25 protein-coding genes are annotated in these 24,389 nt (G+C 61.8%); 15 read left to right on the top strand and 10 right to left on the bottom strand.

All coding sequences use genetic code 11. The annotated features are described in order from the left end of the window. Positions 1–16: 16 nt before the first annotated feature. Positions 17–391: a Sec-independent protein translocase TatB gene (locus tag ACLQ8T_RS01510; RefSeq protein WP_413455464.1), complete on the top strand. Its 375-nt coding sequence runs from the start codon at positions 17–19 to the stop codon at positions 389–391. A gap of 228 nt (positions 392–619) precedes the next feature. Here the strand turns inward: ACLQ8T_RS01510 and ACLQ8T_RS01505 are convergent, their stop codons facing one another. The 3 genes from ACLQ8T_RS01505 to ACLQ8T_RS01495 form a co-directional block, all read right to left on the bottom strand. Then, the gene (locus ACLQ8T_RS01505) at positions 620–1,750 is read right to left on the bottom strand and encodes a ferrochelatase (RefSeq protein WP_204720164.1); all 1,131 of its coding nucleotides are present in this window, start codon (positions 1,748–1,750) and stop codon (positions 620–622) included. A 223-nt stretch (positions 1,751–1,973) separates the two neighbouring features. Next, entirely contained in the window at positions 1,974–3,323 is a 1,350-nt protein-coding gene (locus ACLQ8T_RS01500) for a TIGR01777 family oxidoreductase (protein ID WP_413455463.1), read from the bottom strand. Between the two features lie 151 nt (positions 3,324–3,474). Further along, the gene (locus tag ACLQ8T_RS01495; protein WP_413455462.1) at positions 3,475–4,032 is read right to left on the bottom strand and encodes a DUF664 domain-containing protein; all 558 of its coding nucleotides are present in this window, start codon (positions 4,030–4,032) and stop codon (positions 3,475–3,477) included. 78 nt (positions 4,033–4,110) lie between these two features. Here ACLQ8T_RS01495 and ACLQ8T_RS01490 point away from each other — a divergent pair, with 78 nt between their 5' ends. Genes ACLQ8T_RS01490 through ACLQ8T_RS01480 form a run of 3 tightly spaced genes read left to right on the top strand, consistent with a single transcriptional unit; the run spans position 4,111 to position 7,099 of the window. Beyond that, positions 4,111–5,010, top strand: a complete 900-nt coding sequence (locus ACLQ8T_RS01490; protein WP_413455461.1) for a 3-methyladenine DNA glycosylase — start codon at positions 4,111–4,113, stop codon at positions 5,008–5,010. A 32-nt stretch (positions 5,011–5,042) separates the two neighbouring features. After that, positions 5,043–5,474 carry a hypothetical protein gene (locus ACLQ8T_RS01485; protein WP_413455460.1) on the top strand — a complete coding sequence of 144 codons (432 nt, stop codon included), beginning with the start codon at positions 5,043–5,045 and terminating at the stop codon, positions 5,472–5,474. Positions 5,475–5,521: 47 nt separating this feature from the next. Next, the gene (locus ACLQ8T_RS01480; RefSeq protein ID WP_413455459.1) at positions 5,522–7,099 is read left to right on the top strand and encodes a cation:proton antiporter; all 1,578 of its coding nucleotides are present in this window, start codon (positions 5,522–5,524) and stop codon (positions 7,097–7,099) included. Here ACLQ8T_RS01480 and rlmC read toward each other — a convergent pair. Next, a complete protein-coding gene (gene rlmC, locus ACLQ8T_RS01475) occupies positions 7,096–8,226 on the bottom strand; it encodes a 23S rRNA (uracil(747)-C(5))-methyltransferase RlmC (protein WP_413455458.1) in 1,131 nt (376 codons plus the stop codon). The genes ACLQ8T_RS01480 and rlmC overlap by 4 nt on opposite strands. A 179-nt stretch (positions 8,227–8,405) precedes the next feature. Between rlmC and ACLQ8T_RS01470 the strand changes: the two genes are divergently transcribed. After that, positions 8,406–9,395 carry an ankyrin repeat domain-containing protein gene (locus ACLQ8T_RS01470; RefSeq protein ID WP_413455457.1) on the top strand — a complete coding sequence of 330 codons (990 nt, stop codon included), beginning with the start codon at positions 8,406–8,408 and terminating at the stop codon, positions 9,393–9,395. An 18-nt stretch (positions 9,396–9,413) separates the two neighbouring features. On the opposite strand, the gene ACLQ8T_RS01465 is transcribed toward ACLQ8T_RS01470, so the two are convergent. Continuing rightward, a complete protein-coding gene (locus ACLQ8T_RS01465; protein WP_413455456.1) occupies positions 9,414–9,824 on the bottom strand; it encodes a YchJ family protein in 411 nt (136 codons plus the stop codon). 220 nt (positions 9,825–10,044) lie between these two features. Between ACLQ8T_RS01465 and purS the strand changes: the two genes are divergently transcribed. From purS to purL, 3 genes are read left to right on the top strand one after another with little or no spacing between them, the layout of a single operon-like run. Then, on the top strand, positions 10,045–10,296 hold the full coding sequence (gene purS, locus ACLQ8T_RS01460) for a phosphoribosylformylglycinamidine synthase subunit PurS (RefSeq protein WP_038991933.1): 252 nt from the start codon (positions 10,045–10,047) through the stop codon (positions 10,294–10,296). Beyond that, positions 10,296–11,048: a phosphoribosylformylglycinamidine synthase subunit PurQ gene (purQ, locus tag ACLQ8T_RS01455; protein ID WP_038991934.1), complete on the top strand. Its 753-nt coding sequence runs from the start codon at positions 10,296–10,298 to the stop codon at positions 11,046–11,048. The genes purS and purQ overlap by 1 nt, the downstream gene beginning before the upstream one ends. Continuing rightward, positions 11,045–13,360 carry a phosphoribosylformylglycinamidine synthase subunit PurL gene (purL, locus tag ACLQ8T_RS01450; protein WP_413455455.1) on the top strand — a complete coding sequence of 772 codons (2,316 nt, stop codon included), beginning with the start codon at positions 11,045–11,047 and terminating at the stop codon, positions 13,358–13,360. The genes purQ and purL overlap by 4 nt, the downstream gene beginning before the upstream one ends. Positions 13,361–13,425: 65 nt before the next feature. Here purL and ACLQ8T_RS01445 read toward each other — a convergent pair whose 3' ends face one another. Then, positions 13,426–14,046, bottom strand: a complete 621-nt coding sequence (locus tag ACLQ8T_RS01445; RefSeq protein ID WP_239543155.1) for a GerMN domain-containing protein — start codon at positions 14,044–14,046, stop codon at positions 13,426–13,428. Positions 14,047–14,255: 209 nt separating this feature from the next. Here ACLQ8T_RS01445 and ACLQ8T_RS01440 point away from each other — a divergent pair, with 209 nt between their 5' ends. Continuing rightward, complete coding sequence (locus tag ACLQ8T_RS01440) at positions 14,256–15,299, top strand: LLM class flavin-dependent oxidoreductase (protein ID WP_413455454.1); 1,044 nt, start codon at positions 14,256–14,258, stop codon at positions 15,297–15,299. Between the two features lie 34 nt (positions 15,300–15,333). Then, entirely contained in the window at positions 15,334–15,987 is a 654-nt protein-coding gene (locus ACLQ8T_RS01435; protein WP_413455453.1) for an NADPH-dependent F420 reductase, read from the top strand. On the opposite strand, the gene ACLQ8T_RS01430 is transcribed toward ACLQ8T_RS01435, so the two are convergent. From ACLQ8T_RS01430 to ACLQ8T_RS01420, 3 genes are all read right to left on the bottom strand, one after another. Next, positions 15,979–17,229 carry an FAD-dependent oxidoreductase gene (locus ACLQ8T_RS01430; RefSeq protein ID WP_413455452.1) on the bottom strand — a complete coding sequence of 417 codons (1,251 nt, stop codon included), beginning with the start codon at positions 17,227–17,229 and terminating at the stop codon, positions 15,979–15,981. The two genes, ACLQ8T_RS01435 and ACLQ8T_RS01430, sit on opposite strands and share 9 nt — an antisense overlap. Then, complete coding sequence (locus tag ACLQ8T_RS01425; RefSeq protein WP_413455451.1) at positions 17,174–17,362, bottom strand: FAD-binding protein; 189 nt, start codon at positions 17,360–17,362, stop codon at positions 17,174–17,176. The genes ACLQ8T_RS01430 and ACLQ8T_RS01425 overlap by 56 nt, the downstream gene beginning before the upstream one ends. 201 nt (positions 17,363–17,563) lie before the next feature. After that, complete coding sequence (locus ACLQ8T_RS01420) at positions 17,564–17,911, bottom strand: zinc ribbon domain-containing protein YjdM (RefSeq protein WP_413455450.1); 348 nt, start codon at positions 17,909–17,911, stop codon at positions 17,564–17,566. Positions 17,912–18,117: 206 nt separating this feature from the next. Between ACLQ8T_RS01420 and ACLQ8T_RS01415 the strand changes: the two genes are divergently transcribed. The 5 genes from ACLQ8T_RS01415 (at position 18,118) to ACLQ8T_RS01395 (ending at position 23,997) form a co-directional block, all read left to right on the top strand. Beyond that, positions 18,118–19,311, top strand: a complete 1,194-nt coding sequence (locus ACLQ8T_RS01415) for a siderophore-interacting protein (protein WP_413455449.1) — start codon at positions 18,118–18,120, stop codon at positions 19,309–19,311. A gap of 12 nt (positions 19,312–19,323) precedes the next feature. Then, the gene (fepB, locus tag ACLQ8T_RS01410; protein ID WP_413455448.1) at positions 19,324–20,556 is read left to right on the top strand and encodes a Fe2+-enterobactin ABC transporter substrate-binding protein; all 1,233 of its coding nucleotides are present in this window, start codon (positions 19,324–19,326) and stop codon (positions 20,554–20,556) included. A 279-nt stretch (positions 20,557–20,835) separates the two neighbouring features. Next, a complete protein-coding gene (locus ACLQ8T_RS01405) occupies positions 20,836–21,408 on the top strand; it encodes an HNH endonuclease family protein (protein WP_338085733.1) in 573 nt (190 codons plus the stop codon). Between the two features lie 170 nt (positions 21,409–21,578). Then, positions 21,579–21,791: a hypothetical protein gene (locus ACLQ8T_RS01400; RefSeq protein WP_038991944.1), complete on the top strand. Its 213-nt coding sequence runs from the start codon at positions 21,579–21,581 to the stop codon at positions 21,789–21,791. A 175-nt stretch (positions 21,792–21,966) separates the two neighbouring features. Beyond that, complete coding sequence (locus ACLQ8T_RS01395) at positions 21,967–23,997, top strand: 5'-nucleotidase C-terminal domain-containing protein (RefSeq protein ID WP_413455447.1); 2,031 nt, start codon at positions 21,967–21,969, stop codon at positions 23,995–23,997. Between the two features lie 65 nt (positions 23,998–24,062). Here the strand turns inward: ACLQ8T_RS01395 and ACLQ8T_RS01390 are convergent, their stop codons facing one another. Then, positions 24,063–24,386 (bottom strand): putative quinol monooxygenase, encoded by a 324-nt coding sequence (locus ACLQ8T_RS01390; RefSeq protein WP_038991945.1) that lies wholly within the window; start codon positions 24,384–24,386, stop codon positions 24,063–24,065. Positions 24,387–24,389: the final 3 nt, after the last annotated feature.

Below are 24,389 nucleotides of genomic sequence, written 5' to 3'. Positions count from 1 at the left end.
TGCGAGGTGGTTCCCCGTGAGCATTAGAGGCATCAACGGCAATGAATTCATCGTCCTGGCTATCTTGGCGGCCGTTCTGCTCGGGCCCGAGAAACTGCCAGACTACGCGCGGAAAACTGCCACGCTGATTCGGCAGCTGCGCCGTCTCGCCGCTGATGCCGAAGAACAGCTCCGCGAGGATCTCGGTGATGAATTCGAGAATCTGGATCTGAAAAGGCTCGACCCTCGGCAATATGATCCTCGCAGGATCATCAACGACGCGCTACGCGAGAACCTCGATGAACTGACAGGCCAGGCGCTGTCGGATTCCGCTACTGCGAGGAAGCCGGCGCCGCCTCGCTCACCGCCAGCGCCTTCCGGCCCGGCTCCCTTTGACGACGAAAGCACCTAGTTGGCTTCGCTCTCAGGTGCCCGAGCGTCCGCGGGCCACGCAGGGTCGGCAAAGCCAGGTTCGATCCAGCAGAAACCAATCATCGATGATTCGGAAGGCCGGCCCTGTTTCGTAGCCCGCGGCACTCGGGATCATCATCCCGGGCACACGATTTCCGGACCCAACGGGGACCGTTGCAGTTCCGGAGGCTTGCCAGCCAACCGTGATCGCTGGCAAGCAACCGCCTGCCTAGCTTGCGGGCTTATCGACGTTCCAATTCGGAACAGTATTTTTTCCCCTGGTGCCTTCGCAGCAATTCCGGGAGCAGGCACCGCTGCCCGGGCCCAGCGCCTTGCTGCCGGAGATGGTTCTTTGCTCCGGGTGCTCTCCACGCACTTGAGCTGCGCGTTCCAGGACCAAATCGACCAAGCCGCTGACAAAGGCGGGCAAAATACCGACGCTATCGGCACGGAGAAACGCCATCCCCAACTCACGCGCTGTCTGCGCCGCTTCGGTATCCAAATCGAATTTCACCTCCATGTGGTCGGAGACGAAACCTAGCGGAACCACCAGTACCGCTTCAGTTCCAGATTCCGAAAGCTCGCGCATGCGGTCATTGATGTCCGGTTCCAGCCAAGGGGTGTGCGCAGATCCGGATCGGGAGCAGAACACCAGCTCGGCATCCAATTGTTCATCTCCATGCAATTCCCCGCTAAGCCACGCCATGAGCTCTTCATGCTGCCCCTGGTAGCCAGCGGTGAACTTCTCCGATGATTTCTGCATCGCCGTCGGAATTGAATGGGTTACGAAGAGGATCTTGTGGCGACTGCGATCCAGGCTGCCGACAAGCCGCTTGAGATCTGCCAGCCCTCGCCGGAGGCATTCGAGCTGGGCCTGGGCGAATCCCGGGTGGTTATAGTACTGGCGGACTTTGTCAATCATCACCTCGATGCCTTCTGCTTCCAGTGCGGCCACGGCACCTGCAAAATCCTCCCGGTATTGCCGGCAAGAGGAATACGAGGAGTATGCCGAAGTATCAATAGCCAGGAACCTGCGCGAGCCGTGCATGCGCGCATGGTTACCGACCACTTCAGCGAGATACGGTTCCCAGTTCCGGTTGCCCCAGAGCAGCGGCGCATCAATGCCGCGGCTCGCGAATTCATCTTGGAGCGCCCGCAGCAAAGCCTGGTTCTGCTCGTTGATCGGTGATTTTCCACCGAACATGTAGTAATGCTCGCCCACCTCTTCGAGACGTTCATCTGGAATCCCTCGTCCCCTAGTGACGTTCTGCAGGAAGGGAAGGACATCAGCTGGCTTCTCCGGTCCGCCAAACGACATCAACAGGATTGCATCGAACGGGGCTACCGACATGTTTCCCATCAGGATCCTCCACACTTTCTCCTGGAACAACTGCCAGCATGGGCAAGCTCCTCCCGGAGCCGGCAGATGTAAAAACTTATCTAGATTGGCTATTATCTAGCTAAGCTAATGATAATCTGTTGGCTGGCTTATCTCCAATTCGCCTGCACCCGGCTGGGCGAGCCCGGTTGCCTGCAGCTACCTAGCGCTGGAGCATTCGAAGCGTGGCAGGCGGTTCCAGCACCTATCTCGTGCCGAGGCTATGGGCCAGTTCGAGGTCTATCCGCTCGTTGCGGAATTGATGCCCGGAATCAAGCAGCTTGCGCGGGACGATCCGCTGATCGGCCATGGCCAGCAGTTGCGATCCTTCGGCGCCAAGCACCAATTTCGGGGCAGCACCGGGGACTGGTATTACGGCGGGCCGGTGCACCGCGCGCGCCAGAGCCCGGGTGAATTCGGCGTTGCTGACTGGCTGCGGCGCTACCGCATTGACGGGGCCAGCCAATTGCGAATCCCAGAGCGCGCGATGGTAGATGTCCAGCAGGTCATCAAGGCCGATCCACGACAGCATCTGCTGTCCACCGCCCAAGGGTCCGCCCAGGCCTGCGGAGAATATCGGGCGCAGAACAGCGAGCATCCCGCCCTTGGGGCTGAGCACGACACCGGTGCGGATCTGCACCCGGCGCATTGAACCGCCGCCTTCTTCGGCGGCTTGCTCCCATCGCTGCACGACGCCGGAGAGGAAGTCCGGGGTGCCGGCCGGCGGGGAATCGAACTCGTCCAGCGGGTCCGCTCCGGCTGAAGCGCCATAGAACCCGATGGCCGAGGCGCTGATGAAGGTACGGACATCTGAACGTGCCGCCAGCAGGGCGAGGGAGCGGGTGGGCTCGATGCGGCTCGAGGCGATCGCCTGGCGATGGGCCTGGCTGAATCGTCCGAAGATGCTCGCCCCAGCCAGATGGATGACCGCATCGCACCCTTCGAGCAGGCTTTCGTCGGGGTCCGCTGGGTCCCAGCGCCGTTCGCTAGCGGTGTTCGGCGCGTGCCGCACGAGCTTGATGACCCGGTGCCCTCCGGTGGACAAGAAGGCGCAGAGGGCCTGGCCGACCAGTCCGCTTGAGCCGGTTACGGCGATCACCTGCGGTTCCAGCCCGGACTGCGCTGCGCGATGGTGGGCGGCAAAGTCGTCCGCCAACTGGCGGTGCCGGTAGGCGAGCATCGATTCGATCTGCCGCCCGGGCATATTCGACTCGATGCAGTCGCGCACAGTGGTGGACTGCGGCCCAGCGGGCTCGAAGTAATGCTCGTGCCGCCACCGCACGGCACGTGCAGGAAGGCCGCGCAGCCCAACCGGTTCGAGCTGGTCGACGAAACTGCGGTTCTCCGAGAAGCCATCGGGCTGGTGCTTGGCATTCCACAGCAATCCGCCGGGAAGACCCAAGACGGCTGTTCCGTCCTTCAGCGAGCCCGCTTCCTCGATGACCTTCAGCGGAAGCCACGGTGGCAGGAGCCGCTGGATGGCACCGGGTTGCGAGAACCAGTCGAAAACGACGGGAGCGGATGTCGGCAGCTGGCTGGAGCGCACAATGTTCATGGCACAATCGTAGGGGCAGGGACATGTTTTCCCCACGGGCTTTCAGGTTTCTTCCATAAGTCGCGCTGAACCGGCACCGGCTCAAAGGCCCGCCAAGGTTCCAGGCCTCTGGAAACTCCAGCGGAGGAAGGGAAGTTCCGCCTTCCAGGCGCTACTCCCGGTACCACGCGGGCAGATAATCCCACGGAGCATCTTCGCCCACTCGCCCGTCAACTGCTTCCCGCAGGAGATCTGCATGCCCTGCATGCCGGCCGTACTCTTCGATCAGATCGCAGATGATTCTGCGTATCGACGCATGCTTGCCTTCGAATTCCAATCCCGAGTCCGCATCCAGCGTCCCTTCCTCGATGATCGACTGCTGGATTTTCCGGCTCTTGGCCACCGCATGGTCGTAGCGTTGGTAAAGGACCTCCGGATCTTCGTCCAGATCCACAACGAACTGCTCACGCCCGTCGGCTGTGAGCTCAAGGAGCACCTCGGGGCGTTGCCCGGCGATGAAGTAGGTGAATTTCTCGTCTTCGACCAGGGCAAGGTGCTGCAGCAATCCGCCCAGGCTCAGCTGGCTGCTGGGCAGCTTCGTGGCCAGCTGGCCGATGTCCAGCCCGTCGGCCTTGTACCGAAAAGTGGTGCGCAGCCTGTCGAGCATCCCGAACAGATGCTGCTGCTCGGTACCGCCCATGGGCGGTTCCCAGACAGGAAAGTCTTGCATCGCGTCCCCCTTTTCCAGGAAGTGTGAGTTGGCGTACCAAACTGGTTTCATCGGCCCATGAATTGAATAATTAGAAGTATGCCTCTGACCGCCACCATTTTGGAACCCTCGCAGTGGATGCCTGATGCCGCCGAGCATGAAGCACGGGCGCGGGCCTTTGGCGAACCTTTCGTGGATCGGCGCATGAAAGGCAAGAAGCACCCTATCGAGGATTTCCTGTTCACCTACTACACGCAAAAGCCTGGCCAGCTCTACCGATGGCATCCCGGAATGGACGTGGTTCTCACCGGAGAGGCCGCCCAAGAACGCCGCGACTGGAAGTTCTACCGCGTTGTCCAGGGCAGCCACGGCACGGGCTACCAATTCGATGCGCCGGCGTTCGGCAAGGCGCGCGCACGCGCCATCGAGTTCGCCCGAATCATCCTGGCCGGCACCTCTCAGCGTCCAGGCAATTTCTCCTGCTTCGGCCTCCACGAGTGGGCGATGGCCTACAAGTCGGAGGAAAACGGCATCCGCCATGAATACCTCCCGCTGCGCCTGGGCGCGCAGGGAACCGATGAAGTGGTGGAAACCCACAAGATCCGTTGCACCCACTTCGATGCCTTCCGCTTCTACGCACCCCAGGCCATCGAGCTCAACGAGCTGCAGCCAACCAGGGAAACCCAGCGCGATCTGGAACAGCCCGGCTGCTTGCACGCCAACATGGACCTGTACAAATGGGCCTACAAGCTCTCCCCGGCGGTACCCAGCGAACTGGTCATGGACTGCTTCGAGCTTGCTTGGGACATCCGCACCATGGACATGCAGGCCTCCCCTTATGATTTGGGCGATTGGGGCCACGAACCCATCCGGATTGAAACTCCCGAGGGCAAGGCCGAGTATGTGCGGTTGCAAAAGGAATTTGCGCAGCGCGCCGATGCGCTGCGCAAGCAATTGCTGGACGTCGCCAACAACCTGCCAATCTCCCCTGAAGACTAGAACTCTGGTTAGGGCCGGGGCATCATGGATGCATGGGCGCAGCACGCGGAAACCACCTGCTGCTGGCCGGCATCGCGGCCAGCGCCGTGGGCCTCTTGCTGGCTTCTTGCGCCGTCAGCAGCGGCCATGAAACGCGCACCCGACTGGAAATCACCATCCGCGATGACGGCACCGAAATCTCGCAGCAGTACACCTTGGAATGCTCTGGCGAGCAAGCCGCTGATTCCAGCACCCTTCCTGACGCGTCCAAGGCCTGCTTGCAGCTCGAGCTTGAACCCGGCGTCATCACCGGAAAGCCCGGTCCGGACGAGATCTGCACCGAAATCTATGGCGGGCCGCAGCGGGCCGAAGTCAATGGAACGCTGCAAGGCGATCCGGTCGATGCGAGTTTCTCGCGGCATAACGGCTGCGCCATCGAGCGCTGGGACACCGCGGCATTTCTCCTCGGTCCAGTGAAACGATAAGTCAATAATCCCGATTAGGGACGTGGAAAAACTAGAATAGTTAGACTATGGAGTTTTTCCTGCTGATCATCGCACTGCTATTCGCCACGATTCTGATTGTCGGCGTCGGGGAACGCATTAAATTGCCCTACCCGATCTTGATGCTGATTTTCGCGACGTTGGCGGGCTTCTTGCCGTTCATGCCCGAAATGCACATCGAGCCGGAACTGATCCTTCCGATCTTCTTGCCCCCTTTGCTTTTCGCTACGGCCCAGCGCAGCAGCTGGTCGGTGTTCCGCTTCCGATGGAAGGCCCTGATCAGGCTGGCTGTGGTGCTGGTCGTGGTGACAGCAGGCACGGTGGCCGCCACCGCGCTGGCCTTCTCCCCGATCGTTTCCGTTCCGCTGGCGCTGGCCCTGGGTGCCGTTGTCGCCCCGCCCGACCCGGTGGCAGTGGATGCCATTGCCACCAAGGTGAAGATGCCGCGGCGCCTGACCTCCCTGTTGGAAACCGAGGGCCTGTTCAACGACGCCATGGCCATCGTGATCTTCCAGCTGGCAGTGCAGGCAACCCTGAATGGCTCGGAGGTCGGGCTCGAGATCATTCCGCAATTCCTGCTTGGCGCCGCAGGCGCCGTAGTCCTGGGCCTGGCCATGGGCTGGGCCATCGGCGCTCTGAACCGCTTCGTTCCCAACCTGGCGGCACGTTGCGCAGCGACCTTGGTGGCACCCTATGCGGTCTACATGATTGCCGAGGAGCTGCATATTTCCGGCGTCATCGCGGTCGTGGTCACGGCCCTTGAAATGGTACGCCGCGACCGTCCCCAGGACTCGGCCGAACGCCTGACCCGGCAGTCCTTCTGGGAAGTGCTCGAGCTGCTGGCCACCGGCTTGGCCTTCGGCTTGATGGGCATCGAGATGAACCAGGTGATCCAGGAGGAAGGCAGCAACCTGATCGGTTTCATCCCAGGCATTGCCGCGATCTGCTTCGTGGTCATCGCCGTGCGTGCGCTGTGGATGCTGGGAACCTACTACCTGCCCAACCGCGCCAAGCCCGCGATTCCTGCACGCAAGGACGCGCTGGTGCTCACCTGGTGCGGCATGCGCGGCCTGGCAACACTGGCCCTGGCACTGGCGCTGCCCAAGGTCACGGCCGATGGCACTGCCATCGAGGGCCGCAACTTCGTGGTGGTGGCCGCCTGCTCTGTCTTGCTGTGCACGCTGGTACTGCCGGGCCTGACCCTGCCGGCGCTGATGCGCGTGCTGAAGCTGCACAATAACGAGCAGGACACCAAGCGCGCCCGCCGCGCCCTGGCCCGCCGTGCCGAAGCCGTCGCCTTGTCGGCGCTGCGCAAGAACGTCGAGCTGGAAGAGCTGCCGGAGAACTACCAGCAGGCGGTGCGCCGGCGCATGAACTCGCTGCACACCATTCTGGCCAAGGACCCGGATCCGCATGATGCGATCTCGGACGAGAAGTACACGCGGATCCGTGCGGTGATCGCCAAGGCGGATTCGATCCAGGCCATCGCGCTGGAAGCCGCCCGCGACGAGCTGCTCAAGGCCCGCCGCGAACCGAATATCGACCCGCACCTTGTTGATGAGATTGTCGGGCGCCTTGACCGGCGCACCGCAACCCTGGATCGCTAGGCGGCCTTGCGCTCCAGCTTCACGATGACCTCGTAGTGGCTGGTCTGCGGGAACATGTCCATCACGCGGGCCAGTTGCGGGGTGTAGTTATCCAGCCGCTCCAGGTCCCTGGCCAGCGACTTCGCGTTGCAGCTGGAGTAGATGACGTGCTGGACATCCGACTCGTTCAGCCACGCCGCCAGCTGCGCGGAAATGCCGCGGCGCGGCGGATTCACGATGACCGCGTCCGGCGCCCAACCGGCATTCAGCGCGAATTCGGTGGCGTCCTGGGCCTTGAAGTGGATGTCTTCCAGTTCCATGGCTTTCGCGCTGGTCTTGGCCGCTTCGACAGCTTCCGCGCTGGTCTCGATCCCGTACACGGTGCGGTCCTCGGCGGCGCAGTGCAGCGCGAAACCTCCCACCCCGCTGTACAAATCCCACACGCTTTCCGGGTTGGCATCGTTGATCCATTGGCGGGCCTGGCGGTACAACGCGGCGGCGATCTCGCTATTAGTCTGGAAGAAGCCCTGGGGACGCAGATGCATCGGAACGCCGTTCAGCCCGAATTCCAAGGTGCTGCGGCGGGTCAGGATGATTTCCTCTTCGCCTTCAAGCACCGCCTTGTGCTCGGGCAGGAAGTTCACCGACACCACGCTGTGGCGCGGAAGCTGCTCGAGGAACTGCGGCAGCGAATCGCGCAGCGCGACAAAGTGCTTCTTGGTGCGCAGCACCCAGCGGACCATCACCGAGCCGGTGTCCGACAGGGTGAGAATCACATGCTTCAGTTCGCCCTTGCGCTTGGGAACATCGTAGGGAATGAGCTTCAGATCATGGATGAACTGCTCGATGACCGGGAACACCGCACGCAACGGCGCGGCGATGACACCGCAGTTGCGCAGATCGACGCCGTGGCCGTCGGCATCCAGGATCCCGATGGTCGGCCGCTCGGTGGTCCCGGAAATGACCATCTTGGCCTTGTTGCGGAAACCCTGCTCGTTGCTGGCCTGGGGCGGAAGGAATTCCAGGGACTGGAAGCCGGAGAGCAGCTGCTGGCAATCCTCGACTTTTGATTGCAGTTGCCGGGTGTAGGGCACCGTCATCAAGGTGCACGAGCGGCAACGGGAGGCAGAAAAGTAAAGGCATTCCATGGTGCTAATGATTTTAGCGAAGATCGGCAGGGGCCGGGCACAGAGCAATCTCGACGCCGATTGACCGCAAATTTTCAGCTTTGGCCGCTAAGCTCGCAAGTGATCAAAAGCTACTGAGCAGAGTCTCTGGATGGTGCGAAAACCATTCCGGGATGGGTTGTTGAACCGCGAAAGGACAGATGGCACTTCATACCGGTCCCACCACGAACCGCCGTGGATTGGCATTGCTGGCGCTACCGCTGGCCGCGATCATGGGCGCATGCTCCAGCTGTTCCGCTTCCTCGCCCCAGGCCCAAGAAGTTGCTTCCAACCCGGCTTCTGCCCCTGCCTCCAGCACATCAGCCGAAGCCTCCTTGCCTACCCCGGGCAAGGCCGCATCTGGCTCCAGCCTCCCGGCTCCGGCTTCCACTCGAAGCGGCACCACCGCACCGACCACGACGCCGGGCAATCCGGCTCAGGGGACCAGCAGCCCTGCCACCCCGGAAAGCTCCGAGACAACGCTCTCGCCGCTGGCTTCAGGTGCCAACACCGGCGCGTCCATCAAGGCCCTTCCCAGCGCATCGGCCGGCATGCCCAAGTCCACTACCCAGCTCTTCGCTGCGGTGAACGCGGGCAAGCTGAAGGACGTCAAGGCGGCATTGAAGAAGGGTGCCGACGTTGATGCGCAAGACCAGTCCGGTCGCACCGCGTTGATGCGTGCTGTCATCAACAAGAACCATGCCATTGCCAAGGAACTGTTCAAGGCCGGTTCGGATCCCAATAAGAAGGACGACTTTTACGAGACTCCGTTCCTGCGTGCCAGCGCTAATGGCCAGGTTGAAACGCTCAAGATGCTCATTGACGGCGGAGCGGACCTCGCCTCGGTCAATCGCATGGGCGGCACCGCGCTGGCAGTCGCAAGCGAGAATGGCCAGGTCCAGGCAGTACGCCACCTGCTGCGCACCGGGATCCCTGTCGACCAGGTCAATGACCTGGGCTGGACTGCCCTGCACGAAACCATTGTCCTGGGCCAAGGCACCACCAACGCCATCACTATCGCGCGCTTGCTGATTACCCACGGGGCCAACCCTCACCTGGAGGACCATTCCGGTTCCGACGCGTTCAAGCTGGCGCGTGAACGCCAGCAAACCCAGATGCTGACGATGCTGCAGGCCGCGGCGAATCGCTGAGCGGCAGAACCCCCGATCCTAGAGCGCGTCGAGGTAGTACCAGGCCCCGTCCTGCTTCACGAAGGTGCTCACCTCATGCTGCTGCGCTTCATGCCGTCCATCGAGGTAGTGCGCGGCGAATTCCACCACCCCGCGGGAGGCTGTTGCACCGCCGGCGCGGGTTGAAATGATCTCCAAACCCCTCCAGCGCAGCTGCGCATCCAATTCCAGCTCCTTGGGCCTGGTGCTCTCATGCCAGGTCGCCAGCAAATACTGTTCCAGCCCCAGCACGAACGCGCTGTAGCGCGAGCGCATCAGCTGCTCTGCGGTCTCAGGCAGCACCGAACCATCTTCCCGTCCGTCATGCAACGATTTGCAGCAGTTTTCGTAGGACAGTTTCGCGGCGTCCAGAACACGGCAGGCGCAGACGGCTTGACTAGCATTTTTCACAGTTTCAGCATACGCGCCAGGCGCTGCCCGGATTCGCGTGAGCCAAAGATCACATGACTTAAACCGCGAGATATCGGTGCTATCGCACACAGGCACGTTTTCCCTGTCACATTCACGGGTAGACTATGAGGGCAAGCTCGCGGAGCGCCAAATCCCCCTGGTGTGAGACGGCATCTCCGTGTGGCATTTAACTTAACCTCGCCAACAGGAGATATGCCGGATGCCCCGCATCGTTGTAGATGTCATGCTCAAGCCAGAAATCCTTGACCCACAGGGCAAGGCCATTGCGGGAGCGCTTCCCCGCCTAGGCTTCACCTCCTTCGAAGCTGTCCGCCAGGGCAAGCGCTTTGAACTGTCAGTGGATGGCGAGGTGACCGAAGAAATCCTCGCACAGGCTCGCGAGGCAGCAGAAACCCTGCTGTCCAACCCGGTGATCGAAGATGTCGTCAACGTCGAGGTAGTCGAAGACTAATGAGCGCCGAACTTCCCCTGATTGGCGATTATTCAACGCCAAGCACCGAAATTTCCGGAGCGCGCATCGGCGTGGTGACCTTCCCGGGCACCCTCGATGACCGCGACGCCGCGCGCGCAGTGCGCGCCGCCGGTGCCGAAGCCGTGTCCCTGTGGCACGCCGACACCGACCTGCAGGACGTCGACGCCGTGGTGATCCCCGGCGGCTTCTCCTACGGCGACTACCTGCGTGCCGGCGCGATCTCCCGCTTCGCACCGATGATGGCGAAGATCGCCGATGCCGCGAACTCCGATGCCAAGCTGCCCGTGCTGGGCATCTGCAACGGTTTCCAGATCCTCACCGAGTCGCACCTGCTGCCCGGTTCGATGATCAAGAACGATCACCTGAAGTTCATCTGCCGCGACCAGCTGCTGCGCGTGGAGAACAACCAGACCGCGTGGACCAACGGGTTCGAAGCGGGCCAGGAGATCACTATCGTGCTGAAGAACCAGGACGGCCAGTACGTCGCTGACGAGAAGGTGCTGGACGAGCTCGAAGCCGAGAACCGCATCGCGTTCTCCTACGTGGGCTGGAACCCGAACGGCTCGCGCCGCTCGATCGCCGGCGTGAGTAACAAGGCGGGCAACGTTGTCGGCCTGATGCCGCACCCGGAGCATGCCATCGAAGCCGGCTTCGGCCCGGATCACCGTGGCACCGACGGCCTGGCATTCTTCACCAGTGTTCTGACCCACCTTGTTGGAGGCAAAAAGTGAGCCAGGAAGCCACTAAGGAATTCAATATCGACACCGTCGATAACGCAGCGGGCACCCCGGATGTAGAACTGCCCTGGGCAGAGCTGGGCCTGAAGGAGAACGAGTTCGCCGAGATCGTCAAGATTCTCGGCCGCCGTCCGACCGCCGCTGAATTGGCCATGTACTCGGTCATGTGGTCCGAGCACTGCTCCTACAAGTCCACCAAGAACCACCTGCGCCAGTTCGGGGCGAAGGTCACCGAGGAGATGAAGAAGGACCTGATGGTCGGCATGGGCGAGAACGCCGGTGTCACCGACCTGGGCGACGGTTGGGCCGTGACCTTCAAGATCGAGTCCCACAACTCGCCTTCCTTCGTGGAGCCCTACCAGGGCGCCGCAACCGGCATCGGCGGCATCGTGCGCGACATCATCTCCATGGGCGCCCGCCCGATCGCCGTGATGGATCCGCTGCGCTTCGGCGCGATCGACCACGAGGACTCGCAGCGCGTGGTGCACGGCGTGGTCTCCGGCATCGGTGGCTACGGCAACTCGCTGGGCCTGCCGAACATCGGCGGCGAAACCGTATTCGACCCGATCTACCAGGGCAACCCGCTGGTCAACGCGCTGGCTGTCGGCGCGCTGCGCCACGAGGACCTGCGCCTGGCCAACGCCTCGGGCGTGGGCAACAAGGTAGTGCTCTTCGGCGCTCGCACCGGCGGCGACGGCATCGGCGGCGCCTCCGTGCTGGCCTCCGAGTCCTTCGACGACACCAAGCCATCCAAGCGGCCGGCCGTGCAGGTCGGCGACCCGTTCGCCGAGAAGGTGCTCATCGAGTGCTGCCTGGAGCTGTTCAAGGCTTCGCTGGTCGAGGGCATCCAGGACCTGGGTGCCGCGGGCATCTCCTGCGCCACTTCCGAACTGGCTTCCAACGGCGAAGGCGGCATGCAGGTCGAGCTGACCAACGTGCTGCTGCGCGACTCCACCCTGACCCCGGGCGAAATCCTGATGTCGGAGTCCCAGGAACGCATGATGGCCGTGGTGACCCCAGAGAACGTCGAGGCGTTCGAGGCAGTCATGGCCAAGTGGAACGTGGAGTACTCCTGGCTCGGCGAGGTCACCGACACCGACCGGCTGATCATCACCTGGGACGGCGAAGTCATCGTCGACGTGGACCCGAAGACCGTCGCCCACGACGGACCGGTCTACGACCGCCCGTACGCCCGCCCCCAGTGGCAGGACGCGCTGCAGGCCGACACCTTCAAGTCCTCGGCAGCCGGCGCCAACCTGCCGGCCACCGGCGAAGAACTGAAGGCCGCCACCCTGGAGCTGATCGCCAGCCCGAACCTGTGCGACAAGTCCTGGATCACCAGCCAGTACGACCGCTACGTCGGCGGCAACACCGCGCTGGCCGCCCCGGATGATGCCGGAGTGGTCCGCATCGACGAGTCCACCGGCCTCGGCGTGGCCATCGCAACCGATGCCAACGGCCGCTACACCTACCTGGATCCGTACGCCGGCGCGCAGCTGGCTCTGGCCGAGTCCTACCGCAACGTCGCCACTTCCGGCGCCGTTCCTGCTGCCGTCTCCGACTGCCTGAACTACGGCTCCCCCGAGGACCCGGATGTCATGTGGCAGCTGGCCGAGGGCATCCGCGGCCTGTCGGACGCCTGCATGGAGCTGGGCGTCCCGGTCACCGGCGGCAACGTCTCGCTGTACAACCAGACCGGCAACAAGGCCATCCACCCGACCCCGGTGGTTGCGACCCTGGGCAAGCTGGATGACGTCGCCCGCCGCACCCCATCGGGCTGGCGAGAAGAGGCCGACGGCCAGGCCATCTACCTGATCGGCACCACCACCGATGAGCTGGACGGCTCGGAGTACGCGAACCTGCGCGGCCACCTCGGCGGCCTGCCGCCGAAGGTCGATTTGGCAGCCGAAAAGGAACTGGGCGAGATCCTGATCAATGCCAGCCGCGACGGCATGATCGACGCGGCGCACGACCTGTCCGAGGGCGGCCTGGTTGCCGCGCTGTCCGAGATGGTCCTGCGCTACGGCGTCGGCGCCCGCGTGGCCCTGGACGAGATCAAGCAGCGTGACGGGCTTGATTCCTTCACCGCACTGTTCTCCGAGTCCCAGGCCCGCGCCCTGGTTGCGGTTCCACGCAGCGAAGAGGTCCGCTTCAACGACATGACCAGCGCCCGCGGCGTCACCGTGGCCCGCCTGGGCATTGTCGATGCGCAGTCCGGCGCCCTGGAAATCCAGGGCGAGTTCACCGTATCGGTGGACGAGCTGCGCGAAGCATCCGAAGGCACCATGAAGAAGTACTTCGGCTAGGCTCCAGCCAACCTGTCAACGGCGGCCCTCCTCATTGAGGAGGGCCGCCGTTTTGCCTAGGCTGGTTATTTGGCACTGAGCACTTCTTCGAGCTCTTTTCCGCCAACAAGGATCCGGGCCTCGCCGGTACCGGCCGCGGTCATCGCGGTGTACTGGAGCTGTCCGATAATGCGCGGATCATCGCAAGTGCCGCCGGAGCTCACGGTTCCGCTCAATTCGACGGTCACCACATCGCCATCCACTGCCGATGAAACGTAGTCGAGATCGGAGCCGGCCAACGCGTTGCGCAGCCCGGATTCTCCGAGCATTTCCTCCTCATCATCGAGAAGCGCGTCAATCGAGGCCTCAATTTGGCTGGTAAATTCCTCTGGCCCCGTTTCGGTCGCGACCAGCGAGTCGCCGCAGCCGATCTGCGGCCCCGACTTCCCTTCATCGCCCACGGCAACATAGAACAGCGTCAGGGCCGCTGTAGTTGGCTCCGCGACGCTTGCCGCCGGCTCCGTGCTCTGCGCCGGTGTCGATGCGGCAGGGCTAGTTGGCGACGCCGAGGTTTCGGCGCCAGCGCTGGTTGGCGGCGCCGGGCTTTCGGCCGTCTCGCCACCGGGGCCTTGGCTGCAGCCGGCAGCGAGCATGAGCACCGCAAGAACGAGCGCCAGTGGCGCTGGAGAGGGTCGTTGAATACGCATGGTGATTCCTCCTCGCCAGACTCGAACGAATGGTTTTCCTACCGTAGCCATGCGCGGTGAACCCAATCCAGCACGAATCCGTTGCAGTTTGGCTCCTTTGCAGCCCCCAATGAATCAGCTGGAGAAGGCCGAACTAAAGTGGTTGACACGTCAATGACATTGAGTGATAATTGATGCATCAACCGAGTATTTGAAATGGGGAACAGGCAATGACCGCCAGCGAGACTATCGAATTCGGCCTTGACACCTTCGGCGACGTGCCCAGCGACAAAACGGGCAAGCTGGCAACCCACGCGCAGGGTATCCGCGCCACCGTCCAGGAGGCCATCGTTGCCGACCAGGCAGGCGTGGACGTGATCGCCGTAGGCGAGCACCACCGCCCGGAATACGCCATCTCCAGCCCCGAAACGGTACTGGCCGGCATTGCCACGGCGACCGAGCGGATCCGCCTCGGATCCGGCGTGACCGTGCTGTCCTCAGATGATCCGGTCCGCGTCTTCCAGCGCTTCGCTACCGTGGATGCGCTATCCAACGGCCGTGCCGAGGTCATGCTGGGCCGAGGCTCTTTCACCGAATCATTCCCGTTGTTCGGCTACGACATGGCCGACTACGATCTGCTCTTCGACGAGAAGATCGACCTGTTCCACAAGCTGCTCGACGAGAAGCCCGTCACTTGGCAGGGCACCAAGCGTGCGGCGCTGGTGGACATGGATGTCTTCCCGAAGACCGAGTCAGGCCGCTTGAACACCTGGGTGGGCGTAGGCGGCTCCCCGCAGTCGGTCATCCGCACCGCGCACTACGGATTCCGCATGATGCTCGCGGTGATCGGCGGCTCGCCCGAACGCTTCGCCCCCTACATCGACCTGTACCGCCGGGCCAACGACCAGTTCGGCCACGAAACCCTGCCCGTGGGCCTGCACTCCCCCGGCTTCGTGGCAGAAACCGACGAGCTGGCCCGCGAGAACATGTTCGACGCCTACAAGGAGCAGCGCGACCGCATCGGTTCCAGCCGCGGCTGGAGCCCGATGAGCCGCGGAGAATTCGAGCATGAGATCAGCGAAGGCTCACTGTACGTCGGCTCGCCGGAAACCGTTGCGCGCAAGATCGCCAAGACCATCAAGTCCCTGGATATCGGCCGTTTCGATTTGATCTACTCCGGCGGCGCGGTGCAAGCCGGCGCCCGCCTGCGTGCCGTGGAGCTCTACGGCGAGAAGGTCATCCCGCTGGTGCGCGACATGCTCGCCCAGAGCTAGGAACGGATTCGCGAACATGCCTGAAGGAGAGAAAATGGCTCAGCAGACCATCGGCATCCTCGGTGCCGGGAAGATCGGCACGGTCCTTGCCCGCCGCGCGGTGCAAGCCGGCTACAAGGTGCTCATCGCCGGCTCCGGCGACCCCGGCCCCATTGCCCTGACCATCGAGATCCTCACTCCCGGAGCGGTGGCCGTGGACCCGGAAACCGCCGCACGGGACGCCGATATCGCCATCCTTGCCCTGCCGCTGGGCAAATACCGGAACCTTCCGGTTGTCGAGCTTCAGGGCAAGCTGGTGATCGATGCGATGAATTACTGGTGGGAAACCGACGGCATCCGCGAGGACCTGAACGATCCGGAGGTCTCCACCAGCACCCTGGTCCAGGACTTCCTGCCAGCCTCGCGGATCGTCAAGGCCTTCAACCACATGGGCTACCACGAGCTGGAGGACGAGGCCCGTCCGTCCGGCGCCGAGCGCCGCAAGGCCATAGCGGTGGCCGGGGATCTGTCCGAAGACGTTGAGCAGGTGGCACGGATTGTTGACGAGTTCGGCTTCGACCCGCTGCCCATCGGTTCCCTGGACGAAGGCTTGCGCCTGCAGCCTGGCCAGCCTGCCTTCGGTGCAAACAAGCCGCTGGCCGAGCTCGCCGAGCTGATCAGCTCCGCACAAATCCAGGCCTCAGCCTAGCTGCCCGAGCACCTCGTTCAGCGCTTCGGTGGACGAGGGGTGGGTGAAGATCTGGTCGCGCAGTTCGGCAGCGCCCATGCGCTGCCGTATGGCCAGTGCCACCAGGTTGATGACCTCCTGGGAGTCCACGTGCATCAACGCCGCGCCGAGGATCTCATCGCTGCGCGCATCGATGACGAACTTGATGATTCCCCGCGGATCACCAACGATCTTGGGGCGCGGCATTGCCGCAATCTCCGCAACTTTCTTCACTGCGATCCTGGTGTCCAGCCCTTGCTGCGCCGCCTGCTTTTCGCTCAAGCCGACGCGTGCCAGCGGCGGGGTGGTGAAGATGGTGTACGGAACGGCCGCCCGGTCCTTGGTGCTGCGCGATCCGTCGCCCAGCAGCCGGCTGGCCAGCACCCGGTAGTCATCGAGGGAAATGTAAGTGAACTGCGGGCCGCCGTTGGCATCCCCCACGGCATAGATGCCCGGGGCACTGGTGGCCAGGAACTCGTCCACCACGATTTCCCCACGGGAACCCGTTTGGACCCCGGCCGCTTCCAGGCCCAGGCCGGCAGTGTTCGGCACGCGCCCCAGGGCGATCAGCACCGCATCCACCTGCAACCGATGCACCTCGCCCTCGCGTTCATAGCTGACGGTGGCATTGTGCTCGTCCTGGCCGATCGAGTGCACCGAGGCCGAGCTGATGATCTCGGCTCCCGCATCTTCCAAGCACCCCTGGACCTCGGCAGCCACATCCGCATCTTCCTTGGACAGTGCACGGCTTCCGCGATCCAGCACCGTGACCTTTGATCCGAACTGGGCGAACATCGACGCGAACTCGATGCCGACATATCCGCCGCCCACCACGGCCAGGGTCTTGGGCAACGGGGCGTGCTGGATGGTGGTGGAATCATGCACCCGCCCGCCAATCTGCGCGCCGTCGATTTCCGGGACCGCCGGAAGGGCACCGGTGTTGACGATGATCGTTTCTGCGCTCAGTTCCAGCTCTTCTGAACCGGCATTGACCTTGATGCGCTTCGGCGCGGTGAATGCCGCCGTGCCGTTGACCACCAGCACCGAGTCCAGGTCGTCGAGCATGGCGAAGTTCTTGGCGCGCATCTTGGCGGTGAGTTTGTCCCGGCGATCGACTGCCGCATCGAAAATCTTCTGGTCATATCCGCTGCCATCCCGGTTTTCGGCATCATGGATCAGCGCTTTGGTGGGGACGCAACCGATATTGATGCAGGTGCCCGCCATACATCTGGGATGACTGCTCGATGATTGCCACCCGCTGGCCGGCCCGGGCCAGGGTTCCTGCCAAGGTCTTGCCGCCCTTGCCCCACCCGATGATTAACGCGTCGAGCTTTTCGTCCTCGCTTGCTGAATCCATGACGAACCCCTCGCTGCTGAAACCTTCCTTCCAGCACGAGTCTTGTTCCCGCGGCCTGCTTCCGTCAACACTTCACGGATATTCCCCAGCGTCAGACAGAAGCGATGGGCGTGCCACTTGCGGGATCTGCGATGAGCGTCTGAGTTCGGGATGCTTTCCCTCGGAGGATTTTGGCAGCTTATGGGACTCCGGATTGGAAAACTAGATCTTCTTGACGATGGAAGACTTCAACTCCATCTGCCCAAAGCCATCGATCTTGGCGACGATGTCATGATCGCCTGAACCCTGGACCAATCGGATGCCGCGGACCTTGGTTCCGGCCTTCAACGCACTTTGCGCGCCCTTGACCTTCATGGTCTTGGTGATACTGACGGTATCACCGTCCTGCAGCACATTGCCGACCGCATCCTTGATCACCGCTTCGGCGGTTTCGCTGTGTTCGGTCTCAGCATTCCATTCATGCGCGCACTCTGGGCAGACCAACAGGGCATCCATGGCGTAGGTGTATTCGCTGGAGCATTCAGGGCACGGTGGCAAGCTATCAGACATGGGGCTAATTTTAGTGACCGGATCTGCTCATTGTCGAATGAATCGAATATCGAATAATCCGCGGAATTCCGCGGTAGAAATGACCAAGGCACCAGGCCGAGAGCGCTTGGCGTTTGCAAATTATAATGACTTGTTTTCCATGCCCGATATCCCCCATACTCAGGCATACGGGCGGGTGCTCACACCGGCCGGGTTAGGGGCACACCATGTCTAAGCATCACAAGTACAAGAGCTACGGTCCGCAATACACGGTGACACCCAGGGAAGGGCTCACCTTGGAAGTCCTCGCTCAGGCAGAAAAGGCCGGAGCGAAGGCCGGATACGCGGTGGCCAAGGAGCAGTTGTACCGGAATATCGGCGACAACTCGATGCTCAACGAGCAGCAAACCGACGAACTGCTGGCAGCTGCCGAACGTGCCGGTGCCGCTGCGGCGCTTGCCGCTGCACGCAAGGTCCTGGACAAGACACTGCGCACCTCTTTCAAGCACTACCACCACGCACCGGCGCAGGCCTCGCCCGCCCCACTTGCGCCGCCACCCGCAGTCCCTACGGAAACGCGCAGCTACGCGGAAACCTATGAAGAGCCCATCGCAAGGCACACCCCTGCCCTGGGATATCAAGAACCGCCAAGGAAAAAGGTTGATCAGCACGTTCTGACGATCACCCGGGTAGAGCGGCTGAATAACCAGATGGTGCGCATCATCGCCGGAGCCCCGGATCTGGATGGCTACCGTTCCAACGGAGCAATCGACGAATATGTCAAAGTCTTTGTCGCTGATCCTGCCCTTGGACTCGAGCCTCCCTATGACATGCGTGCCTTGCGCCAACGCCTGCCCCGCGAAAAAGTTCCACGTTCCAAGTCGTACACGATCCGATGGATCGACGCGCTTGTCCCGGAAATTGCCATCGACTTCGTAGTTCATGGCGAGCCGGGCACCGTTGGACATTGGGCCGGAACGGTGCAGCCCGGGGCTCCTCTGGTCATTTCGCCACCGCGCAGCAAGTCCTCGCTGTCACTGAACGCCGACTATTATTTGCTGGCAGCAGATGAAGCGGGCATCCCGGCGATCTGCAAGGCTCTGGAAGCATTGCCCGCCGACGCGCACGGCATGGCGCTGCTCGAAGTTGCGGATCGGGACGCAATGTTTGACGTGAAACATCCTCCTGGAGTTGATTTGCGCTGGTTGCCGCGCGATGGGACTTCGGCGGGACGCAGCATATTGCTGGCCGATGAGCTACGCTCCTTGCCGCTGCCTCATCTTCGGATTGGGTTAATCGCTCATGCAGAGCGTTCCGCGGTCAAGGAGATCAGCCAAGTCGCCCGGCACTGGCACCTCGACAAGCGTTCCACCCATATTTCCTCATATTGGACCCTCCGTGAAGAGAGGTTGCGCCGCTAAAGACCAGGCAGCATGAGCGTCGGCATCGGCAATGGCTCTTCCGCGGCCCCATGCGCAAGAAGCAGCAATTTGCGCAGTCAACGTGATCCATTTGTTCTTGCGCCAAGGGCGTGCCTGCGACTGAGGAACATAAAATGGGTTCGGAAAGAGATTTCGAGTAATACATTGCCGTCATATGCCGCCTGGCCAGTTTTTGGCCATCGGCCTAGGAGAACTTTAGTGCGCCCCAGCTTGTCACGAATCGCAGTTGCCTTGTCCATCAGCGCATTGGCCTTCTCCCTTGTCTCGTGCGCGACGACACCTGCCGAGCCAGCGCGGGATACGGGCACAGCGGCATTTGAAGTCGGGCACTGGCCTCGCACGTTCACGGATTCAATGCAGAACGCCGTAAGGATCCCGGCAAAACCTGAACGCATCGTCTCGACCTCGGTAGGGCTAACGGGCTCTCTGCTGGCCCTGGACGCGCCGGTCATTGCCAGCGCGACGGCACCGGAAGGACCAGATGCTGATCGCGACGGCTTCTTCAAGCACTGGGCTGATGTTGCCTCGGCCCGCAAAGTCGATCCGCTCTATGAAGTTGGAAAGTTCGATCTGGAAGAAATCACCGAACAGAAGCCTGATCTCATCGTCGTGGCTGCGACAGGCGCAGACTCCGAATTAGGCAAGATTGATGCGCTGCGAAAGATTGCACCAACCATTGTCTTAGACTATGCGGATAAGGATTGGAACGAACTTTCAAAACTGCTGGCAGAAGCCACCGGCACCGAAGACAAGGCACAGCAGAACACCGCAGCCGTTGCCGAACGGATCTCAACACTGAGAGCGAAGCTGTCAATCCCTTCCGGAACCACCGCCTCGCTCATTTCCTATGCTGCCCGTGGCACCTCTCCGATCGCCAAGGCCGCCGGGCCGTACGCACAGCTGCTGAGTGGACTCGGCTTCACCGTGGTTTCAACGCCAAAGCAGTTCGACACGTCCACGCAGCCAAGGGAGGATTTCAGTTTCGTCAGCTACCAAGACCTGCCAGCGGCGCTCACTGGCGATGCCACCTTCCTGCTGGCGGCGAACAAGAAAACCGCCATGGAGTTTACCGCGGATGAATCATTAGCCCAGCTGCCTTCGGTGCAAAGCGGCTCCGTCTTCCCGCTCAGCGCCCCGCACCTGCTGGATTACTACGCAGCCCAAGAGATCCTGGACTATTTCGAGCACGATTTCCCAGGGCTGAGTTCTTCCGAGCTTGAATAGCAGCAGTCTCTTATGCCTGTGCATTCAAAGTCACGCCACCACACGAAGCAGGCACGGCTAAATCGTCAGCCCCACTGCCTATAGTTCAAGTCAGAGGCATTTTCATGCTCAAGCACCGGCCACTTTTAGGAGTAGTACCACCGCATGCGTTTGCTGCGTCGCACCTTAGCGTTTTTCACCCTCGTATCCACTCTTGTACTCAGTTCGTGCTCTTCACTGGATAGCGCAGAGTTCCCTCCCCTGCCTGATGCGCAAGGCGCACCTGCCCCAAGCACCGCAGTGCAACGTGAGATCTATGCGGAATCCCTCGAACTGCTCGACGAAATTGCTGTGAAGGGCCGCGCGCCGAAAACCGGCTACGACAGAGCAAAGTTCGGCAAGGGGTGGAAAGATCCGGACCGCAATGGATGCGACGCGCGCAACGACATCCTGTCGCGAGATTTGGTGGACGTGACCTATAAGTCGGCCGCTCGACCCTGCGTTGTCCTGAGGGGACGGTTCGATGATCCCTATACGGGCAAGACCATTGAATTCAAGCGTGGCCAAGGCACCAGCACCGCGGTGCAGATCGACCATGTTGTCGCGTTGTCCGATTCCTGGCAAAAGGGAGCGCAGGGCTGGGATGCCGACACCCGACTGGAATTTGCCAACGACCCGTTGAACCTGCTGGCTTCCGATGGGCCGACTAATGCCGCTAAGGGCGACAAGGACGCCGCATCGTGGCTGCCGCCGAACAAGAATTTCCGCTGCGACTATGTCTCGCGGCAGACCCAGGTAAAAGCCAAATACGGAGTTTGGATGACCAAGGCAGAGCACGCCGCGATCGGGAAACTGCTGAATTCCTGCATCTAGCAGCCAAGCAGCTTTGCCTGCATCAATAGCCGGACACAGGATATCCCAAGGTAATATCCGCCTTAAGGCCTATCGTAAAGTCGATGGATTTGTGGCAAGATGGATGTTATTCAACACGATAGCGATTATGTTCTGCGATCGTTTGACCTAATCCTCCACTGCAAAGGCACATGATGAAGACACGAATTCCCGGAGTCCTCCTGCTGGTTTCCAGCGGATTCATCTTCTCTTTTGCCCTGAACACCGCGCAGCGCGATACGGCCACTGCCTGCTGGGTCGTCTCCACCCTCATGTTCATTGGAGCAGCGATGCTGCTGCTGAAAGCGATTGTCGGCTCCTCCACCGTTACCGCGGGAGACCCTCCGCGAAAGCGTCGGCAATAGCTGCAAACTTCCATTTTCAGAAGCAACCTCTCGGCCTATAGCTGGGAGGTTGCTTCTGTTGAATAACCGCCAGAACTTGTACTTCTGCACCTAAATTTAACGCTAAAGCATCGACATGTTCATTCAGATGCGATAGACATATACCTTGTCACACTCGTCACATTTAGGAGTACCCATGTCTGCATTCAGGCAGATAAGCAAACTCGGTCTCGCCTCGCTGGCGACGATTTCGCTGGCGGCCGGCGGTGCCGCAGCAGCCCAGGCTACATCCACGCAGGGCCCCTCGTCGTCTACAGCCTCGGGTGCCGAAGCAGTCACCGTGGACCTAGTCGGCATCAACGACTTCCACGGGCGCATTTCCGCAGACAGAAGCTCCGCCGGTGCCTCGGTGCTCGCCGGCGCCGTTGATGAACTGCGCGCAGAAAACGAGAACACCCTGTTCGTCTCTGCCGGCGATAACATTGGCGCTTCGACCTTCGCTTCCGCGTCCCAGGATGATGAACCAACCATCGCGGCGCTCGGAGCCGGCGGCCTGGATGTCTCGGCAGTAGGCAACCACGAGTTCGACAAGGGCTTTGCTGATCTGGCTGGACGCGTCATCGACAGCTACGCCGATTCCACCGGTGAAAACGGTGCAGACTTCGCATTGGGCGCCAATGTCTATGAAAAGGGCACCAAGACTCCTGCCCTGCAGGAATATGCGATCCGTGAAGTCTCCGGCGTTTCCGTAGGCTTCATCGGCACCGTTACCGAGGACATGCCCTCGCTGGTTTCCCCAGCTGGCATTGCCGACCTGGATTTCGGCAGTGAACTGGAAGCAGCGAACCGGGTAGCAGCCCAGCTCTCCGATGGAGATGCAGCAAACGGCGAAGCTGATGTCGTGGTGCTGCTGACCCACAACGGTTCCGCTGGCGACCAGTGCGCAGATATTGCCACCGAAAACAGCACCTACGGCAAGCTCATCCGCGAAGCCAGCGATGAGATTGACGCGATCTTCTCGGGCCACACCCACCAGTCCTACGATTGCGACATCGCGGACCGCCCAGTGATCCAGTCCCATCAGTACGGCACCACCTTGGGCAAGGTTTCCCTGCAGGTGGATCCCGAAACCGGCGAAGTCACCGAAGCCGACACCGAACGAATCGCCTTGGCCACCGAGGGCGCCGACGGCGAATGGGCGGGCAACTTCGAGGCCAACGCCCAGGTTGCAGAGATCGTCAGCAACGCTGAAGCCGAAGCCGAAGTGGTCGGCAGCGTGAAGATCGGCGCCATTTCCGAAGACATCCTGCGCGGCGGCGAAGAACCAGGCTCAGACCGTGGAGTCGAATCCACCCTGGGCAACACCGTAGCCGACATCCACCTGTGGGCCACCTCGAACGACGACTTTGCCGGCGAACCAGCCGAGATCGCGTTCATGAACCCGGGCGGCCTGCGTGCCGACCTGCTCTACGGCGAAGACGGCACCGTGTCCTACAAGGACGCGGCCGAAGTCCAGCCATTCGCCAACACCCTGATCACCTTCAACCTCACCGGAGCGCAGATCCGCGAGGCGCTGGAGCAGCAGTGGCAGCCGGCTGGCTCGGAGCGCTCCAAGCTGCATCTGGGCATTTCCGAGGGACTGTCCTACACCTACGTTGAGGAAGCCGCCCAGGGCGAGCACATCAAGGACATCACCTTCAACGGCGAGCCGCTGGACGAGGAAGCAACCTTCCGGGTCGCGGCCAACGCCTTCCTGGCGACCGGTGGCGATAACTTCATCGCCTTCGCAGACGGCACCGATCACGCCGACTCCGGCCAGATCGATTTGGACGCCACCGTGAACTACTTCAAGGCGCACGACGTCGTCGAGCCGGCTCCCCTGGGCCGCGCGGTCCTGCTCGAAGAGGAAGAGCCAACTCAGTCGCCGGTCCCTTCGGATGACCCGACCGAGGATCCAACCGAGCCAACCGCTTCGCCGGAACCATCTGAAGATGCGACCGACGAGCCCACCGGAGAGCCAACCAGTTCGCCAGAGCCAACTGGGGGTGCAAGCGAATCCCCAGATGCTTCTGACGAGCCAAAGAAGGACTCCCCGGATCAGAACACCGATGATCTGGCCGACACCGGCTTCAACGCCAGCTGGATCGGCATCATCGCCGGTGTCGTTGTCCTGGCCGGCATCGCCTTGATTCTGGTACGCCGCTTCGGCAACAAGGCCGGCCGCTAAGGTCCATAGGCAAAGGCAAAGGGAAGAACCGCTGCGGTTCTTCCCTTTGCCTTTATCCCGGTAAATTAATCGATGACCAATTCGCCCATGGAATCCCAGCCCTCGCCGTCCACCTTGCGGGAGACGATCTTCGGGGTGGAGACCAAGTGTGGCCGCATGGATTCAAGACCTGCAGCGAAGTGCGCCGAGTTCACATGTGCCGCAGCGGCCTCGTCATCACGGAAGGCCTCGACCAGAACGAATTCGTTGGGGTCTTCGACACTCACGGACCAGTCGAAGAAGATGTTGCCTTCCTCGGCGCGGGTAGCCGCGGTGAATTCAGCGACCTGATCCATGAAGGTCGGGGTTGATTCTGGCTTTACCTGGTATTTAACAACGATGAAGTACATGCC

The sequence above is a fragment of the Glutamicibacter sp. FR1 genome (assembly GCF_047300825.1).
GTDB classification, from domain to species: domain Bacteria; phylum Actinomycetota; class Actinomycetes; order Actinomycetales; family Micrococcaceae; genus Glutamicibacter; species Glutamicibacter nicotianae.
Note: the sequence above shows the minus strand (reverse complement) of the source record. Positions and strands in the feature narration are given on the sequence as shown.